Consider the following 17,347-nt stretch of genomic DNA (forward strand, 5'->3'; position numbering starts at 1 on the left):
TCCTTACAGACCGGTTAACCAGAAGACCCAGGCAAGCGCAGCAAGGCTGAAGCCAAGCCAGGTCACATGGTGAATGAGTAAAAAACGCCCGCGTGCCAGCGTGTTTTCTGCGATAGAGGCCAGAACAAAAATCAGCAAAACCTTGAGCAGCGTAACGACAAGTGAAGTCAGCAGGCAGGTGAGAGAAAGCTCTTGCGCGCGCCCAAAGGGCAGAAACAGGGCCACAAACAGTGATGCCATCACTACCTGTTTCAGCCCCAGCCCCAACTTCGCCAGCGCCAGCCCGGCACCGGAATATTCGGTCAGCGGGCCTTCCTGTAATTCCTGTTCTGCTTCAGCAACATCAAAGGGAATTTTTCCCATCTCAATGAAGCAGGCAAAACCACAGGCCAGTAACGCCAGTACGGTGGTTAGCGGCGAGTTCCAGCCCGTCGCCAGCGTCTTGCTGATCATCTCGATATGCGTGGAATCCGCTATCAGCGCCAATACCAGCAGTGAGAGAATGAGCATTGGTTCGACCAGAATGCCGAGCGTCAACTCGCGACTGGCACCGACTCCCGCAAACGGGCTTCCGGTATCCAGGCCGGAAAGAGCAAAGAAAAAACGAAACAGGGCAAGAAGATAGATAAGGGTGATCAGATCGCCGCCGCCCGCAAAAGGGGAAACAGTAATAAATAGTGGTAGGGCCATCGCCAGCACCAGCATGCTGCTGATTAATACCCACGGCATCAGGCGGAACATCAGACCTGAAGATGTCGGCGCAACTTCCTGGCGTTTAAACAGTTTGTGGATATCGCGATAATCCTGCCAGATCCCCGGTCCGCGACGGGAGTGCATACGCGCGCGTATCTGCCGGGAAATCCCCGTAAAAAGCGGGGTTAGCGCCAGCAGAATCACGGCCTGTGCTAACGCAAAAATGATCAGATATCCGTCGCAAAGAGTTTGTCTCATGGTGATTTCCTTAGACGGCAATAGCGATTAGCAGCACAACCAGTGCGGCGACCACATACAGGCAATAGAGACGAAAGTCGCCGCTTTGCAGATGCTGTATTTCTTTGGCCAGCCGTTGGGTGGCGCTCACGATGGGGCGGATCACCCGCTCATCCCAAAAGGGTTCTGTGCTCTGAGCCCTGGCGGTGATGTGCGCGAGACCTTTGTTCAGCCTCAGCGTAGGGTCGAGCTGTTGTCGTAGACGAAATAGCGCAGAAAAGACCACACGCAGCGGCTGCATCACGCCATTGCCTGACGGGGCCATCGCATTTTCCCAGCCGTAGCCGCATGCCCAGGCATCTCCTGTGCGACGAAACGCTGCGCGGCGCGAACGACACCACAGCCAGTAAAGGCCAGGCAGCAAAGGCATCGCCAGTAGTAACAGCAACAGTAATGAGGGAGTGACCTGTGTATGAAACGTGCCGGGGACAAGTGCCATTCCGCTGGCGACAGTGACGGCAGGGGTATTGGTAAACGCATGGGCAATGTGCATTATTTTCGGTGCCAGCCAACTGGCACTAAGCGCAATTAATACGCAGAAAGCCGCGAGCAGTAACATGGCGACGATCATCGTATTTGGCACGTCCTGTGCCTCTTCAGCGTGTGTACTGCGCGGCGCACCACAGAAAGTAATGCCGTACATTTTGACGAAGCACATTACTGCCAGCCCACCAGTGACTGCCAGCATCACCATAGCAATAGGACCCGCAAGTTGTAGCGCTACGGCTTCCACACGACTTAGTGAGAACAGTGACTGCCAGGTGTACCATTCGCTGATAAAACCATTCAGCGGAGGAATGGCTGATATCGCGAGGCAACCAATCAGGCATGCTGCGGCTGTCCACGGCATCCGTTTTGCCAGTGCCCCCATTTTTTCCATGTCGTGGGTATGCAAACGCGAAATAATCGCACCCGCGCCGAGAAATAGCAGCCCTTTGAACAGCGCATGGTTGAGCAGATGAAACAGTGCGCCGAGCAGTCCAACCACGGTGAGCAGCGGGTCGTGCAGTGACAGACCGACCATGGACACACCGACCGCCAGCAAAATAATGCCGACGTTTTCGACGGTACTCCAGGCCAGCAGCCGTTTGATATCCTGTTCCGCCAGCGCATACAGCACGCCCAGGAGCGCGGAGATTGCGCCGATCGCCATCACCAGAATGCCCCACCACAGCGGCAAACCCGTTTGCGCCAGCAGATCCATCGCCACTTTCAGGATGCCGAAAATACCGATTTTGACCATTACGCCAGACATCAACGCCGAAGCGTGCGATGGTGCGGCAGGGTGAGCGCGCGGCAACCAGCTGTGCAACGGCATCATCCCGGCTTTCGCGCCAAAACCGAAGAAGGCCAGCAGGAACACCGCCGACGCCAGCCCCGGAGAAAGTGAAAGCGTGCGGAAACTGGCAAAATCGAGGTTGCCGCTTTCGCGCCACATCAGCAAGAAGGCAATCATAATCAGCACCGATCCGGCGTGGGCGATAAAAAAGTAGAGCATGCCAGCGTTGATTGACGTTTTATCCTGCCTGGCAATGACCAGAAACCAGGAAGACAGCGACATCATTTCAAACAGCACGATGAACCAAAAAGCGTTGTCCATCACCAGCAGGGCAACCATCGATGCGATGAAAAGATTCATAAAGAAGCCCATCGCCGCCGCGCCTTTGCCCTCGTATTCGCGCATATAAGTCAATGAATAGAGCGAACAAACCACCACCAGCAAGGAGATAACCAGCACCATAAATGCCGAGAGGCTATCCATTCGCAGGGTTAAATCGGCAAAGTCAAAAGGCGTGGCAAAACGGGCGACTAAAGTTACGCCTGCATGTAATTGCGTAATTCCGCTGATGATGCCAATCGCGCCGCCCACCAGCGATATGATGCCGGAAAGCTTAATAGCCAGTCTGTCCAGACCGAGTAAAAACAGCGAAGCCAGACTGGCAAACAGATAGAGGATCAGCGACCAGGTTAATAATTGCAGGGCATCCATTAGCGTTGCTCCTGAGTGAGGGAAAGGGGATCCTCCCCGCCATTGGCAAACCAGCTTGCGGCAAGGCGCTGTTTTTCTTTCATCTGACGTTGCAGGCTATCGTCGGTGATCAGCCGTAACGCATGATTCGGGCAAGCGCGAACGCAGGCCGGACCTTCTGGCAAGAAATCACACAGGTCGCATTTCACCGCGACGGCCTGGACACCCGGTTCCCAGCGCAGCAAAGCATGTTGGGTCGGCGCGTTTTCTTCGCCGTCTTTGAGTGAGCCGTCAGCCTGAAAAACATATTGCGCAGGGGCATTCACCGGACGGCTTTCTGAAGCGCTGATTGCGCCAAATGGGCAGACCACGGCGCAAAGCTTGCAGCCAATACAGAGGCTTTCGTTGAGTTGGATCGCATCATCTCTCAGGGAGATGGCATTGACCGGGCAGACCTGCAGGCAAGGGGCTTCCTCACAGTGATGACACACGACAGGGGCAGTGAGTGTTGACGTCTTCGCCAGGGCCAGGCGCGGGTGTTGCTGTAAACCTTGCGTTTTATGCACGTCCGAACAGGCAGCGAGACAGGTATTACATCCTGTACACCACAGTGGTTCGGCCACCACAAAGCGGTTCATGTCGGCTCCTTGAAAATGATATGAAACATTGCATTTCATATTGCATAAAGGATGCCAGTCTGATTAATTTAATATATTCAATAAGTTATGTGTTAACTGGATTCTGAACGGTACAAAAATGATGGTCATTAACGTTCAGCAATAAATGGATTCGACACCCGTGTCGCAGGGGAAAGCGAGAATGTGATCTTGATCACGAGAAGTGAGGTGTGCTGGCCGCAAGCGCAGCCAGCACTGAATGGAGCAAAGTAATCAGGCGTGTTCTTTCAGCCAGTTCAGCACAACGTCGTGGTGATTGCTGGTTTTGAAATCGTCAAAGACATGTTCGATTTTGCCATCAGCGTCAATCAGGAAGCTGATGCGATGAATACCATCGTAGGTTTTGCCCATGAAGGACTTTTCACCCCAGACGCCGAATTGTTCGCACACCTGGTGGTCCTCATCAGACAGGAGCGTAAAGTTAAGCAGCTCTTTTTCCGCAAAACGGGAGAGTTTTTCGGGTTTATCGGTGCTGATACCCAGCACATCAACGCCCGCTTTTTTCAACTCATCCATGTTATCGCGTAAGCCGCAGGCCTGTACGGTACAGCCGGGGGTCATGGCTTTTGGGTAAAAATAAACCAGAACACGCTGTCCCTGGAAGTCGGTCAAATTAACTTGTTCTCCGTCTTGATCCGGCAAGCTAAATTTCGGTGCGATATCACCGGCTTTCAGTGGATTCATTACTTAACTCCATCCTGTTCATCATGTGGGGAATAATTGACGACGTTTATACTGCCTTGTGCATTGAGTTCTGTACATAGGGCTTTGAACGCTTGCTCAATATTTGCTGCATCCGCAGAGGCGGGACTGTGGGCAGTAATCTGAATATGCAACTGCGCAGCCCGTTCATTTTCAGCAGGTTGCGTGCGCGACACCAGCTCCGCAATGTTCATGTGGTGCGCGTCGAAAAGTGCCGTGAAGCGTTCAATTAAATGCGGTGAGTCTGCCACATCGACCTGAACCCAGACCGATGCCGGCATTGGCGGACGTGGACGAGCCGTCGTGCGCTTCATCACGATTAAAAGATCCAGTTCGGCACCTTTCAACGGTAACGTTGATTCAATCAGAGTGATGGCATTCCATGAACCGGAAAGCAGCATGATAAACGTGAACTCTTCTCCCAGCATTGCCAGGCGACTGTCTTCGATATTACAGCCGCAACTACTGACATGACGGGTGATGGTGTTCACAATTCCAGGGCGATCGGCACCCAACGCAGTGATCACCAGATAATGTTGCGATGACAGTGTCAAACTGGTTATTCCTTTAAGGGGTGAGTTGTTCTTAAGGAAAGCATAAAAAAAACATGCATACAACAATCAGAACGGTTCTGTCTGCTTGCTTTTAATGCCATACCAAACGTACCATTGAGACACTTGTTTGCACAGAGGATGGCCCATGTTCACGGGAAGTATTGTCGCGATTGTTACTCCGATGGATGAAAAAGGTAATGTCTGTCGGGCTAGCTTGAAAAAACTGATTGATTATCATGTCGCCAGCGGTACTTCGGCGATCGTTTCTGTTGGCACCACTGGCGAGTCCGCTACCTTAAATCATGACGAACATGCTGATGTGGTGATGATGACGCTGGAGCTGGCTGACGGGCGCATTCCGGTAATTGCAGGGACCGGCGCTAACGCTACTGCGGAAGCCATTAGCCTGACGCAGCGCTTCAATGACAGTGGTATCGTCGGCTGCCTGACGGTAACCCCTTACTACAATCGTCCGTCGCAAGAAGGTTTGTATCAGCATTTCAAAGCCATCGCTGAGCATACTGACCTGCCGCAAATTCTGTATAATGTGCCGTCCCGTACTGGCTGCGATCTGCTCCCGGAAACGGTGGGCCGTCTGGCGAAAGTAAAAAATATTATCGGAATCAAAGAGGCAACAGGGAACTTAACGCGTGTAAACCAGATCAAAGAGCTGGTTTCAGATGATTTTGTTCTGCTGAGCGGCGATGATGCGAGCGCGCTGGACTTCATGCAATTGGGCGGTCATGGGGTTATTTCCGTTACGGCTAACGTCGCAGCGCGTGATATGGCCCAGATGTGCAAACTGGCAGCAGAAGGGCATTTTGCCGAGGCACGCGTTATTAATCAGCGTCTGATGCCATTACACAACAAACTATTTGTCGAACCCAATCCAATCCCTGTGAAATGGGCATGTAAGGAACTGGGTCTTGTGGCGACCGATACGCTGCGCCTGCCAATGACTCCAATCACCGACAGTGGTCGTGAGACGGTCAGAGCGGCGCTTAAGCATGCCGGTTTGCTGTAAAGTTTAGGGAGATTTGATGGCTTACTCTGTTCAAAAGTCGCGCCTGGCAAAGGTTGCGGGTGTTTCGCTTGTTTTATTACTCGCAGCCTGTAGTTCTGACTCACGCTATAAGCGCCAGGTCAGTGGTGATGAATCCTACCTGGAAGCAACACCGCTTGCGGAGCTTCATGCCCCGGCTGGAATGATTTTGCCGGTGACCTCCGGTGATTATGCAATCCCGGTGACCAACGGTAGTGGTGCTGTCGGTAAGGCGCTGGACATTCGTCCACCAGCCCAGCCGCTGGCACTGGTTTCTGGCGCGCGTACCCAGTTCACGGGCGATACCGCTTCATTGCTGGTGGAAAATGGTCGTGGCAATACTCTGTGGCCGCAGGTAGTTAGCGTGCTGCAGGCGAAAAACTACACCATCACCCAACGTGATGATGCGGGTCAGACGCTGACCACCGATTGGGTACAATGGAACCGTCTGGATGAAGACGAGCAGTATCGTGGTCGTTATCAAATCTCTGTTAAACCGCAAGGTTATCAGCAGGCGGTTACGGTTAAACTGCTGAACCTGGAACAGGCGGGCAAACCGGTTGCAGACGCGGCTTCCATGCAGCGTTACAGCACGGAGATGATGAACGTTATTTCCGCCGGTCTGGATAAATCTGCCACTGACGCCGCGAACGCTGCGCAAAATCGTGCCTCCACCACTATGGACGTACAAAGTGCAGCTGATGACACCGGTTTACCGATGCTGGTCGTACGCGGGCCGTTCAATGTGGTTTGGCAACGTCTGCCAGCGGCGCTGGAAAAAGTGGGCATGAAAGTGACCGACAGCACCCGTTCGCAGGGCAACATGGCCGTAACTTACAAGCCGCTGTCTGACAGCGACTGGCAGGAACTGGGCGCGAGCGATCCAGGCCTGGCATCCGGTGACTATAAACTGCAGGTTGGCGATTTAGATAACCGCAGTAGCCTACAGTTCATCGATCCGAAAGGTCATACTCTGACTCAGAGTCAGAACGACGCACTGGTAGCTGTCTTCCAGGCTGCGTTTAGCAAGTAAAAATACAGGGCTGGAGTCATCCGGCCCTTTTTTCTGATATGATACGCAAACGTGTGCGTCGGCAGAAAAACGCGATTTTAGCGGTAATTCGCACGAAATTTGTTTGTCGGACGTAGGTCGGATAAGGCGTTCTTGCCGCATTCGACAAAACATCCGGCACATCAGACAGCAAAAGATTTTAAAACGTTAATTCACACCCAGGAGTGATAAAGATGCAAAAGCAAGCTGAGTTGTATCGTGGTAAAGCGAAAACCGTATACAGCACGGAAAACCCGGACCTGTTGGTGCTCGAATTCCGCAATGATACGTCAGCAGGGGATGGCGCGCGCATTGAGCAGTTTGATCGCAAAGGTATGGTGAACAACAAGTTCAACTACTTCATTATGAGCAAACTGGCTGAAGCGGGTATCCCGACTCAAATGGAGCGTCTGCTCTCCGATACCGAATGTCTGGTGAAAAAGCTGGATATGGTGCCGGTTGAGTGTGTCGTGCGTAACCGTGCTGCTGGCTCTCTGGTGAAACGTCTTGGAATCGAAGAAGGTATTGAGCTGAACCCGCCGCTGTTCGATCTGTTCCTGAAAAACGACGCCATGCACGATCCGATGGTCAACGAATCTTACTGCGAAACCTTTGGCTGGGTAAGTAAAGAGAACCTGGCGCGTATGAAAGAGCTAACCTACAAAGCGAACGACGTGCTGAAAAAACTGTTCGATGATGCTGGTCTCATTCTGGTCGACTTCAAGCTGGAGTTTGGTCTGTACAAAGGTGAAGTGGTACTGGGCGATGAGTTCTCCCCGGACGGCAGCCGCCTGTGGGACAAAGAAACGCTGGAGAAAATGGACAAAGACCGTTTCCGCCAGAGCCTCGGTGGCCTGATCGAAGCCTATGAAGCCGTTGCCCGCCGCCTGGGTGTACAGCTGGACTGATTTTTCTATTCATCATCTTGCCGTGCTGCTGGCACGGCAAGACAACCGCTCTCATAAGATGTGCATTGAACGCTCATTCCTCCGCCATTTCATCCCGCTTTCCTGTGGTAATCTTCCTCTGAACCACCTACGATCATTTCTATAATGAATATATTGTTGAGGTATCTATGCGTTGGCAAGGGCGACGTGAAAGTGACAATGTTGAAGACAGGCGCAATAGCTCCGGTGGTCCGTCAATGGGCGGTCCCGGTTTCCGTCTGCCAAGCGGTAAAGGCGGGCTGATTTTACTGATAGTCGTGCTGGTTGCAGGCTACTATGGCGTTGATTTAACCGGATTGATGACCGGACAGCCGGTTTCCCAACAACAATCAACGCGGTCAATTAGCCCTAATGAAGACGAAGCCGCAAAATTCACCTCGGTGATTCTGGCAACCACGGAAGACACCTGGGGACAGCAATTCGAGAAGATGGGTAAAACCTATCAGCAACCGAAGCTGGTCATGTACCGTGGAATGACGCGCACCGGCTGCGGGGCGGGCCAGTCCATTATGGGACCGTTCTATTGCCCGGCGGATGGCACGGTTTATATCGATCTCTCCTTCTATGATGACATGAAAGACAAACTTGGCGCGGATGGCGATTTTGCCCAGGGGTACGTTATCGCCCATGAAGTCGGTCATCATGTGCAGAAACTGTTAGGCATCGAGCCGAAAGTCCGTCAACTGCAACAAAACGCGACGCAGGCGGAAGTGAACCGCTTATCTGTGCGTATGGAACTCCAGGCCGACTGTTTTGCCGGTGTCTGGGGGCATAGCATGCAGCAGCAAGGCGTTCTGGAAACCGGAGATCTGGAAGAAGCGCTGAACGCGGCGCAGGCCATCGGCGATGACCGTTTACAGCAGCAAAGTCAGGGGCGAGTCGTACCAGACAGTTTCACTCATGGCACTTCTCAGCAACGCTACAGCTGGTTTAAACGTGGTTTCGACAGCGGCGATCCGGCACAATGCAATACTTTTGGTAAAAGCATTTAACTTTCGGGGCAGGGATGGCTGAACTGACTGCGCTTCACCCATTAACAGCGCAAATGAAACGTGAAGGGATCCGCCGCTTGCTGGTGTTGAGCGGGGAAGAGGATTGGTGTTTTGAGCATGCGCTTAAGTTGAGTGATGCTTTACCTGGCGACTGGTTGTGGGTTTCGCCGCAGCCAGTCGCTGAAAACCACTGTACTCCCTCGACGCTACAAACTTTACTTGGACGCGAGTTCCGGCATGCGGTATTCGACGCCCGCCAGGGCTTTGATGCCGCTGCCTTTGCGGCACTTAGCGGAACGTTGAAAGCCGGAAGCTGGCTGGTGTTGTTACTCCCTGTATGGGAAGAGTGGGAAAACCAACCTGATGCCGACTCGCTGCGCTGGAGTGATTGCCCTGACCCTATTGCCACGCCGCATTTTGTCCGGCACCTCAAACGCGTACTTACGGCGGATCACGACGCTATCCTCTGGCGGCAAAACCAGCCGTTCACGTTGACGCATTTTATTCCCCGTACTGACTGGCAACCCGCGACCGGCGCACCACAACCAGAACAACAGCAACTCTTACAGCAGCTACTCACCATGCCGACGGGCGTGGCGGCGGTAACTGCTGCGCGTGGGCGCGGTAAGTCGGCGCTGGCAGGGCAACTCATTTCTCGTATTGCGGGTAGTGCGATTGTCACCGCGCCTGCAAAAGCGGCAACGGATGTACTGGCACAATTTGCGGGCGAAAAGTTTCGCTTTATTGCGCCGGATGCCTTGTTAGCCAGCAATGAGCAAGCCGACTGGCTGGTAGTCGATGAAGCCGCAGCCATACCTGCGCCGTTGTTGCATCAACTGGTGTCGCGTTTTCCTCGAACGTTGTTAACCACTACGGTGCAGGGCTACGAAGGTACCGGACGTGGTTTTTTGCTGAAATTTTGTGCGCGTTTCCCGCATTTACACCGTTTCGAATTGCAACAGCCGATCCGCTGGGCGCAGGGATGCCCGCTGGAAAAAATGGTCAGCGAGGCACTGGTTTTTGACGATGAAAACTTCACCCATACACCACAAGGCAATATCGTCATTTCCGCTTTTGAACAGACCTTATGGCGAAGCGATCCGGATACACCGTTAAAGGTATATCAGCTATTGTCTGGCGCGCACTACCGGACCTCGCCGCTGGATTTACGCCGCATGATGGATGCACCTGGGCAACATTTTTTCCAGGCGGCTTGTGAAAACGAGATCGCCGGGGCGCTGTGGCTGGTGGATGAGGGCGGATTATCTCAAGAACTCAGCCTGGCGGTATGGGCAGGTTTTCGTCGCCCGCGGGGTAATCTGGTAGCCCAGTCGCTGGCGGCGCACGGCAGCAATCCACTGGCAGCGACATTGCGCGGACGGCGGGTCAGCAGGATAGCAGTTCATCCAGCTCGTCAGCGTGAAGGCATTGGGCAACAGCTTATTGCCCGTGCTTTAAACTATACGCATGACCTCGACTATCTTTCGGTGAGTTTTGGCTACACCGCGGAGTTATGGCGTTTCTGGCAACGCTGCGGTTTTGTGCTGGTGCGAATGGGTAATCATCGTGAAGCCAGCAGCGGTTGCTATACGGCGATGGCACTGTTACCGATGAGTGATGCGGGTAAACAGCTGGCTGAACGTGAGCATTACCGTTTACGTCGCGATGCGCATGCTCTCACGCAGTGGAATGGCGAAACGCTCCCCGTCGATCCACGAAATGATGCCGTCCTTTCTGAGGACGACTGGCTTGAACTGGCCGGTTTTGCTTTCGCTCATCGTCCGCTATTAACGTCGTTAGGTTGCTTAACGCGTCTGCTACAAACCAGTGAACTGGCATTACCGGCGCTGCGTGGTCGTTTACAGAAAAACGCCAGTGACGCGCAGTTATGTACCACACTTAAACTTTCAGGTCGCAAGATGTTACTGGCCCGTCAGCGAGAAGAGGCCGCGTGGGCGCTGTTCGCACTTGATAATGTTCGCACTGAGCGTCTGCGCGATCGCATAACGCAATGGCAATTTTTTCACTGACTCCTTCAATTTTCTCCCATGGTCATTGTGAGTCAGCGGCGTAAAATTAATGACATCAGTTAAGGAGTTCGCCATGAAACATGACCATTTTGTTGTTCAAAGCCCGGATAAACCTGCACAACAGTTGTTACTGCTTTTCCATGGTGTCGGGGATAACCCGGTAGCGATGGGTGAGATCGGCAGCTGGTTTGCGCCGCTGTTTCCTGATGCACTGGTGGTGAGCGTCGGTGGCGCGGAGCCGAGCGGTAATCCGGCGGGGCGTCAGTGGTTTTCGGTGCAGGGTATTACGGAAGATAATCGCCAGGCGCGTGTGGATGCCATCATGCCGACGTTTATTGAGACGGTGCGCTACTGGCAGAAACAGAGCGGAGTAGGGGCAAACGCCACGGCGCTAATCGGTTTCTCACAAGGCGCGATTATGGCGCTGGAGAGCATTAAAGCCGAACCGGGTCTTGCTTCGCGCGTCATTGCCTTTAACGGACGTTATGCCAGCTTGCCGGAAACCGCGTCTACAGCCACGACAATTCACTTGATTCATGGCGGTGAAGATCCGGTTATCGATCTGGCGCATGCGGTTGCGGCGCAGGAAGCGTTAATCAGTGCAGGTGGTGATGTGACGCTGGATATTGTGGAGGATTTAGGCCATGCAATCGACAATCGCAGTATGCAATTTGCCCTGGATCACTTGCGTTATACCATACCGAAACATTATTTCGACGAAGCGCTAAGTGGTGGCAAACCTGGCGATGATGATGTAATTGAAATGATGCAATAATAGCCTGGTAGGCCTGATAAGACGCGTGAGCGTCGCATCAGGCATCGTTCACCATTGCCGGATGCGGCATTAACGCCTTATCCGGCCACTTAGCTTACTTCTTCGGTTGATCCTTTTTCGGCCAATCGTCGTCATCGTCCCACTTATCGTTGAAATCACGATGCGGGGGAAGCTCCGGCTTGTTGGCGAGAAATTTCTTATGGTCGACGCGCTTGAGATCTTTAATCACGTTCAGCAGGACGCCTACCAAAAAGACAATCACCAGAATCCACCAATATTTAGCCAGCCAGCCCATGCTTATTTCCTCTTGCAGAACCACTCATCAGGCGACGAGCTGTTCCATGATACGTTGATACATACGGGCAAGTAGCTGCAGGTCGGCAGCGTTCACACATTCATTAATTTTATGAATAGTGGCATTGACCGGCCCGAGTTCCACCACCTGCGCCCCCATGCGGGCAATAAAGCGCCCGTCGGACGTTCCGCCTGTGGTCAGTAGCTGCGGTTTAATTTCATTATAGTGCTCAACCGCGTTAACGACCGCATCCACCAGTTTACCGCGCGCGGTCAAAAATGGCTGCCCGGAAAGCCACCAATCCACCGTATAACGCAGTTGATGTTTTTCAAGCAGGGCAAGCACCTGCGCTTTGATCATCTCATCCGTCAGTTCGGTGCTAAAGCGGAAGTTAAACTGCACAAACAGTTCACCCGGAATAACGTTGTTACTGCCCGTTCCCGCCTGAATATTGGCAATCTGCATACTGGTCGCCGGGAAGAATTCATTACCCTGATCCCACTCAATAGCCACTAATTCATTAAGGAAAGGTGCTGCGCGATGTACCGGATTGTCAGCCAGATGCGGGTAGGCTACATGCCCCTGCACGCCATGAATGGTAAGGTTGCAGGTTAACGATCCGCGACGACCATTTTTCACCACGTCACCAACCACTTCGATGCTCGATGGTTCGCCGACCAGGCAGTAATCGAGACGCTCATTACGCGCCATTAACGCTTCGACGACTTTTACCGTACCGTTGTGGGCACTGGCTTCTTCATCAGAAGTGATCAGGAATGCCAGTCGACCTGTATGGTTGGGATGTTGCGCGACAAAACGTTCTGCTGCTACCACCATCGCCGCCAGTGAGCCTTTCATATCTGCCGCACCACGCCCGAACAACATGCCGTCACGAATGGTTGGTTCAAACGGCGGATTAATCCAACGGTCGGCGTCGCCAGGCGGTACCACGTCGGTATGTCCGGCAAAGGCTAACGTTTCGCCCTGCCCACGCCACGCCCAAAAGTTTTGCGTATCGGCAAAGTCCATGCGTTCAACGGTAAAACCGATCGCCTGCAGACGTTCGATCATGATTGCCTGACATCCCGCATCATCAGGGCTTAAGGATGGGCGGCGAATAAGCTGCTGGGTCAGCTCAATAACCGGGCACGACATAGACTACACCTCATGGAAAAATTGCTGATAACTGGAATCACTGAAACCCAGCAGCATAGGCTTCCCGGGCGCACAGAGCAATGGGCGTTTGATAATTGCAGGCATTTCAGTCATTAATGCCGCCGCAGAGGCCGCATCGGTGATATTATTGCGGGTGGTTTCGTCCAGTTTACGCCAGGTTGTACCACGGGTGTTGAGTAACGCTTGCCAGCCTAATTCGTTGATAAAACCGTTCAATAATCCGCTGTCCAGCCCATCAATGCGGTAATCATGAAAACGATAGGCGATGTTATTGGCTTCCAGCCAACGGCGAGCCTTTTTAATGGTGTCACAATTTTTGATGCCGTAAAGTGTAACCATAATGAATCCTTTTTCGATTTATGAGAATAAATACTCATTTAAGGGTGAAAACATTTTGCCTGCAAATGATTATCAAGAAATATAACATTATCGAAGTATTCAAATTAACAACTATTAAATAATATTAAACATTTTTAACGTAAACATTAAGAATATTCATCTTGTTATCTGTCTGTATTTTAACCAGAATTAAATAAGTATTAGATGCCGTATGAATATCTCGAAATGTTGCTGTGTATCACATACAAATCATCACCGCAGGACCATAGTATTTACATAAGGTTTGTCCCCCGGAGGTAGTCATCGCAGCAATCGAGTAAATTAGCTTCACCACGGTATATTGTTTCCGTAGAATACCCATAATTATAAGAGAGGTTGTTATGATTGAACGTGAACTGGGGAACTGGAAAGACTTTATCGAAGTTATGCTTCGTAAGTAATTCCTGAGACAAAGTACAAACAGAAAGTACCTGCTGAACAGGTTCTTTATCGGAAAGTTGAAAAAGGCGACACATTGGTATGTCGCCTTTTTAATTGCTTATTCCGGGCGTGGCTTCAGCGGAAAGCGGCGGCGCACCAGCACAAAGAACAGCGGCACGAAGTAAATAGCCAGAATCGTGGCCGAAATCATCCCGCCCATTACGCCAGTACCCACCGCATGCTGGCCACCGGAACCGGCCCCTGTGCTGGTTGCCATTGGCAATACGCCGAAGATAAAGGCCAGAGAGGTCATCAGAATCGGACGTAAACGCTGACGGCAGGCGTGGAGCGTCGCTTCAAACAGGTCGTGACCTTTTTGGTTCATCTCGTTAGCAAATTCGACGATCAGGATGGCGTTTTTCGCCGATAAACCAATCACCGTTAACAGGCCTACCTGAAAGTAAACGTCGTTTTCCAGCCCGCGAAGCCAGGTTGCCAGCAGCGCGCCGATAACGCCCAGCGGCACGACCAGCATTACCGAGAACGGCACCGACCAGCTTTCATACAGCGCCGCCAGACACAGGAATACCACCAGCAATGAAATGGCATACAGCGCCGGAGCCTGCGCGCCGGAGAGTCGCTCCTGATACGACATCGCCGTCCATTCCAGACCAAAGCCGCTTGGCAACTGCTTCACTAACGATTCCATAATATCCATCGCCGTACCGGTGCTGACCCCCGGCGCGGCTTCCCCGACAATCTCTACCGCTGAATAACCGTTATAGCGTTCCAGACGCGGCGAGCCTGTTTCCCAGCGTGAGGTCGCGAAAGCAGAGAAGGGGACCATGCCACCATCTTTATTTCGTACATACCAGAGATTGATGTCATCTGGCAGCATGCGATATGGCGCAGCGGCCTGCACATAGACTTTCTTCACGCGACCGCGATCCATAAAGTCATTCACATAGCTCGAACCCCACGCGGTTTGCAGCGTGTCGTTAATATCGTCGATAGCAACGCCCAGCGCCTGAGCTTTACGCTGATCGATATCAATCTGCAACTGCGGACTGTCGTCGAGGCCGTTATGGCGTACACGGGTTAACTCCGGATTTTCCGCCGCCAGAGCCAGCAACTGGTTACGTGCTGCCATCAGCGCATCGTGACCCGCACCAGCGTGGTCCTGCAACTCCATATCAAAACCCGCAGAACTGCCAAGGCCACTAATTGCTGGCGGGCTGCTGGCGATAACGCGAGCTTCTTTAATCTTATTAAATTCCTTCGTTGCACGTTCGATAATGGCAAACGAGGTGCCGGTCTTACTGTCGCGTTCGCTCCAGTCTTTCAGGCGGATAAACATTCGCGCCACGTTTTGCCCGTTACCCCCAGGGCCAGAACCAACGGTGGCAAACACCGACATGATGTTGTCTTTTTCATGGGTGAAGTAATATTTCTCGATTTGCTCAACGACTTTCAGGGTCTGTTGTTGGGTTGAACCGCTGGGCAACTGTACCGAGGTAGTAAACATGCCACGGTCTTCCAGCGGCAAGAACGACGTCGGCAAACGCAGGAACAGGAACACCATGCCGCCAAGTAGCAGGACATAAATCACAATCCAGCGCAGGCTACGGTGAAGAATTTTCGCCACCCCTTTTTCGTAGCGTTCGGCGTTGCGGTTAAACATCTGGTTAAACCAGGCAAAAAAGCCTTTTTGCCCGTGATGCTCACCTTTTTTCAGTGGCTTAAGTAGCGTGGCGCACAGAGCCGGAGTGAGGATCATCGCTACCAGTACTGACAGCACCATCGCCGCAACAATGGTAATAGAGAACTGGCGATAGATAGCTCCGGTGGTGCCGCCGAAGAAGGCCATTGGCACAAATACCGCCGACAGCACCATCGCAATCCCGACCAGTGCTCCCTGGATCTGCCCCATCGATTTACGTGTGGCTTCGCGAGGAGTGAGTCCTTCCTCACTCATAATACGTTCGACGTTTTCCACCACCACGATGGCGTCATCCACCAGCAGACCGATCGCCAGCACCATCGCGAACATGGTTAAGGTGTTGACGCTGTAACCGAAGGCGTAAAGTACGGAGAAGGTTCCCATCAACACCACCGGCACGGCGATAGTTGGTATCAGCGTGGCACGGAAGTTTTGCAAGAACAGATACATAACGAGGAAAACCAGGGCGATAGCTTCCAGCAGCGTTTTCACCACGTCTTCAATGGAGGCTTTAACAAATGAGGTGGTTTCATATGCCACCTTGTATTCCAGTCCATGTGGGAAGTACTGCGCCAGTTCGTCGAGACGATTGAGTACCAGCTCCGCTGTTGCCATTTCGTTCGCGCCGGAGGCCAGTTTTACCCCGAGCCCGGAGGCTGGCTTACCGTTGAAGCGGCTGAGATAATCGTATTTCTCTGCCCCCATTTCGACGGTGGCGACATCGCCCAGCCTTACTTCTGAGCCGTCCTGATTCACCCGTAAGGTGATATCGCGGAACTGTTCTGGTGTTTGCAGCAGTGACTGGGCGTTAATGGTGGCGTTGAGCGCCTGCTTATCGACGGAAGGCGTACCACCAAGTTGCCCAACCGCAATCTGCGCGTTCTGTGACTCAATGGCATCAGTGACATCTTTAGCCGTCATCTGAAAACTGTTGAGTTTCGCCGGGTCCAGCCAGATACGCATTGAATATTGCGAACCATAGGCATCGATATCCCCGACGCCATTCACGCGGCTTAATGGGTCCTGAATATTACTGGCAACGTAATCGGCAATATCCTGCTTATCCATCGAACCATCGGTAGAGACGAAGGCAATGGTAAGAATGTTGGTATCGCCGGTTTTACGCACCGTCACGCCCTGATTTTGCACCGCCTGCGGCAACTTTCGCATGGCTGATTGCAGCTGGTTTTGTACTTGCTGCACTGCTTCGTCCGGATCGGTGCCCGCTTTAAAACTTAAGGTGACAGATGCCTGACCGGTGCCACTGCTTTGAGACGACATATACATGAGATTATCGAGGCCGGTCATATTTTGCTCGATAACCTGGGTCACGGTGTTTTCCAGCGTCTGAGCAGATGCGCCGGGGTAGTTAGCGGTTACTCGCACGTTAGGCGGTGCAAGATCCGGGTATTGTTCAACGGGCAATGAGAAAATCGCCAGGGTTCCTGTCAGACACAACAGGATTGCCAGCACCCAGGCAAAAATGGGGCGATCAATAAAGAAATTCGCCATTAAAAGAGGACCTCGTGTTTCTGCGTATTGTTGTTGGCATGCCTTGCTTCACTGTAGCGGCAAGGTACGGACCAATCGTGGAGAAAAAAAGGAGTTAATGTAAATTATCATGCCCTTTTATACTGAACCTTAAGTGCAAGTATTCTTTGGTCAGTA

At 52.5% G+C, this 17,347-nt stretch carries 16 protein-coding genes; 7 read left to right on the top strand and 9 right to left on the bottom strand.

What is annotated here, in order from left to right; all coding sequences use genetic code 11:
• Positions 1-3: 3 nt before the first annotated feature.
• The 5 genes from hyfC to gcvR all read right to left on the bottom strand — a co-directional run bounded on the left by hyfC (position 4) and on the right by gcvR (position 4,892).
• Positions 4-951 carry a hydrogenase 4 subunit HyfC gene (gene hyfC / locus AABJ99_RS06880; RefSeq protein ID WP_001353042.1) on the bottom strand — a complete coding sequence of 316 codons (948 nt, stop codon included), beginning with the start codon at positions 949-951 and terminating at the stop codon, positions 4-6.
• 10 nt (positions 952-961) lie between these two features.
• Positions 962-2,980, bottom strand: a complete 2,019-nt coding sequence (gene hyfB, locus AABJ99_RS06885) for a hydrogenase 4 subunit B (protein WP_338387523.1) — start codon at positions 2,978-2,980, stop codon at positions 962-964.
• Entirely contained in the window at positions 2,980-3,597 is a 618-nt protein-coding gene (gene hyfA, locus AABJ99_RS06890; protein WP_039020950.1) for a hydrogenase 4 subunit HyfA, read from the bottom strand. Before hyfA ends, hyfB begins: the two co-directional genes overlap by 1 nt.
• A 252-nt stretch (positions 3,598-3,849) precedes the next feature.
• Positions 3,850-4,320: a thioredoxin-dependent thiol peroxidase gene (gene bcp, locus AABJ99_RS06895; protein ID WP_001068682.1), complete on the bottom strand. Its 471-nt coding sequence runs from the start codon at positions 4,318-4,320 to the stop codon at positions 3,850-3,852.
• Positions 4,320-4,892 carry a glycine cleavage system transcriptional repressor gene (gene gcvR / locus AABJ99_RS06900; RefSeq protein WP_000176186.1) on the bottom strand — a complete coding sequence of 191 codons (573 nt, stop codon included), beginning with the start codon at positions 4,890-4,892 and terminating at the stop codon, positions 4,320-4,322. The genes bcp and gcvR overlap by 1 nt, the downstream gene beginning before the upstream one ends.
• A 145-nt stretch (positions 4,893-5,037) precedes the next feature.
• Here gcvR and dapA point away from each other — a divergent pair, with 145 nt between their 5' ends.
• The 6 genes from dapA (at position 5,038) to ypfH (ending at position 11,729) form a co-directional block, all read left to right on the top strand.
• Positions 5,038-5,916, top strand: a complete 879-nt coding sequence (dapA, locus tag AABJ99_RS06905; protein ID WP_001295469.1) for a 4-hydroxy-tetrahydrodipicolinate synthase — start codon at positions 5,038-5,040, stop codon at positions 5,914-5,916.
• A gap of 16 nt (positions 5,917-5,932) precedes the next feature.
• Positions 5,933-6,967, top strand: coding sequence for an outer membrane protein assembly factor BamC (bamC, locus tag AABJ99_RS06910; protein ID WP_039020949.1), 1,035 nt, complete (start codon positions 5,933-5,935; stop codon positions 6,965-6,967).
• Between the two features lie 212 nt (positions 6,968-7,179).
• The gene (gene purC / locus AABJ99_RS06915; protein ID WP_001295467.1) at positions 7,180-7,893 is read left to right on the top strand and encodes a phosphoribosylaminoimidazolesuccinocarboxamide synthase; all 714 of its coding nucleotides are present in this window, start codon (positions 7,180-7,182) and stop codon (positions 7,891-7,893) included.
• A 167-nt stretch (positions 7,894-8,060) separates the two neighbouring features.
• Entirely contained in the window at positions 8,061-8,924 is an 864-nt protein-coding gene (gene ypfJ, locus AABJ99_RS06920; protein ID WP_001267498.1) for a KPN_02809 family neutral zinc metallopeptidase, read from the top strand.
• Between the two features lie 14 nt (positions 8,925-8,938).
• Complete coding sequence (tmcA, locus tag AABJ99_RS06925; RefSeq protein WP_039020947.1) at positions 8,939-10,954, top strand: tRNA cytosine(34) acetyltransferase TmcA; 2,016 nt, start codon at positions 8,939-8,941, stop codon at positions 10,952-10,954.
• A 73-nt stretch (positions 10,955-11,027) separates the two neighbouring features.
• On the top strand, positions 11,028-11,729 hold the full coding sequence (gene ypfH, locus AABJ99_RS06930; RefSeq protein ID WP_000679813.1) for an esterase: 702 nt from the start codon (positions 11,028-11,030) through the stop codon (positions 11,727-11,729).
• Positions 11,730-11,823: 94 nt separating this feature from the next.
• Here ypfH and ypfN read toward each other — a convergent pair whose 3' ends face one another.
• From ypfN to yffB, 3 genes are read right to left on the bottom strand one after another with little or no spacing between them, the layout of a single operon-like run.
• Entirely contained in the window at positions 11,824-12,024 is a 201-nt protein-coding gene (gene ypfN, locus AABJ99_RS06935; protein ID WP_039020946.1) for a YpfN family protein, read from the bottom strand.
• 27 nt (positions 12,025-12,051) lie between these two features.
• Positions 12,052-13,179 (bottom strand): succinyl-diaminopimelate desuccinylase, encoded by a 1,128-nt coding sequence (gene dapE, locus AABJ99_RS06940; protein WP_001277784.1) that lies wholly within the window; start codon positions 13,177-13,179, stop codon positions 12,052-12,054.
• Between the two features lie 3 nt (positions 13,180-13,182).
• Positions 13,183-13,539 (bottom strand): ArsC family reductase, encoded by a 357-nt coding sequence (gene yffB / locus AABJ99_RS06945; RefSeq protein ID WP_039020945.1) that lies wholly within the window; start codon positions 13,537-13,539, stop codon positions 13,183-13,185.
• 380 nt (positions 13,540-13,919) lie between these two features.
• Here yffB and ypfM point away from each other — a divergent pair, with 380 nt between their 5' ends.
• A complete protein-coding gene (gene ypfM / locus AABJ99_RS06950; RefSeq protein WP_001386977.1) occupies positions 13,920-13,979 on the top strand; it encodes a protein YpfM in 60 nt (19 codons plus the stop codon).
• Between the two features lie 98 nt (positions 13,980-14,077).
• Here ypfM and acrD read toward each other — a convergent pair whose 3' ends face one another.
• A complete protein-coding gene (acrD, locus tag AABJ99_RS06955; RefSeq protein WP_001273157.1) occupies positions 14,078-17,191 on the bottom strand; it encodes a multidrug efflux RND transporter permease AcrD in 3,114 nt (1,037 codons plus the stop codon).
• Between the last annotated feature and the right edge of the window lie 156 nt (positions 17,192-17,347).

The sequence above is a fragment of the Escherichia coli genome, from assembly GCF_036503815.1.
Lineage (GTDB): Bacteria > Pseudomonadota > Gammaproteobacteria > Enterobacterales > Enterobacteriaceae > Escherichia > Escherichia coli_F.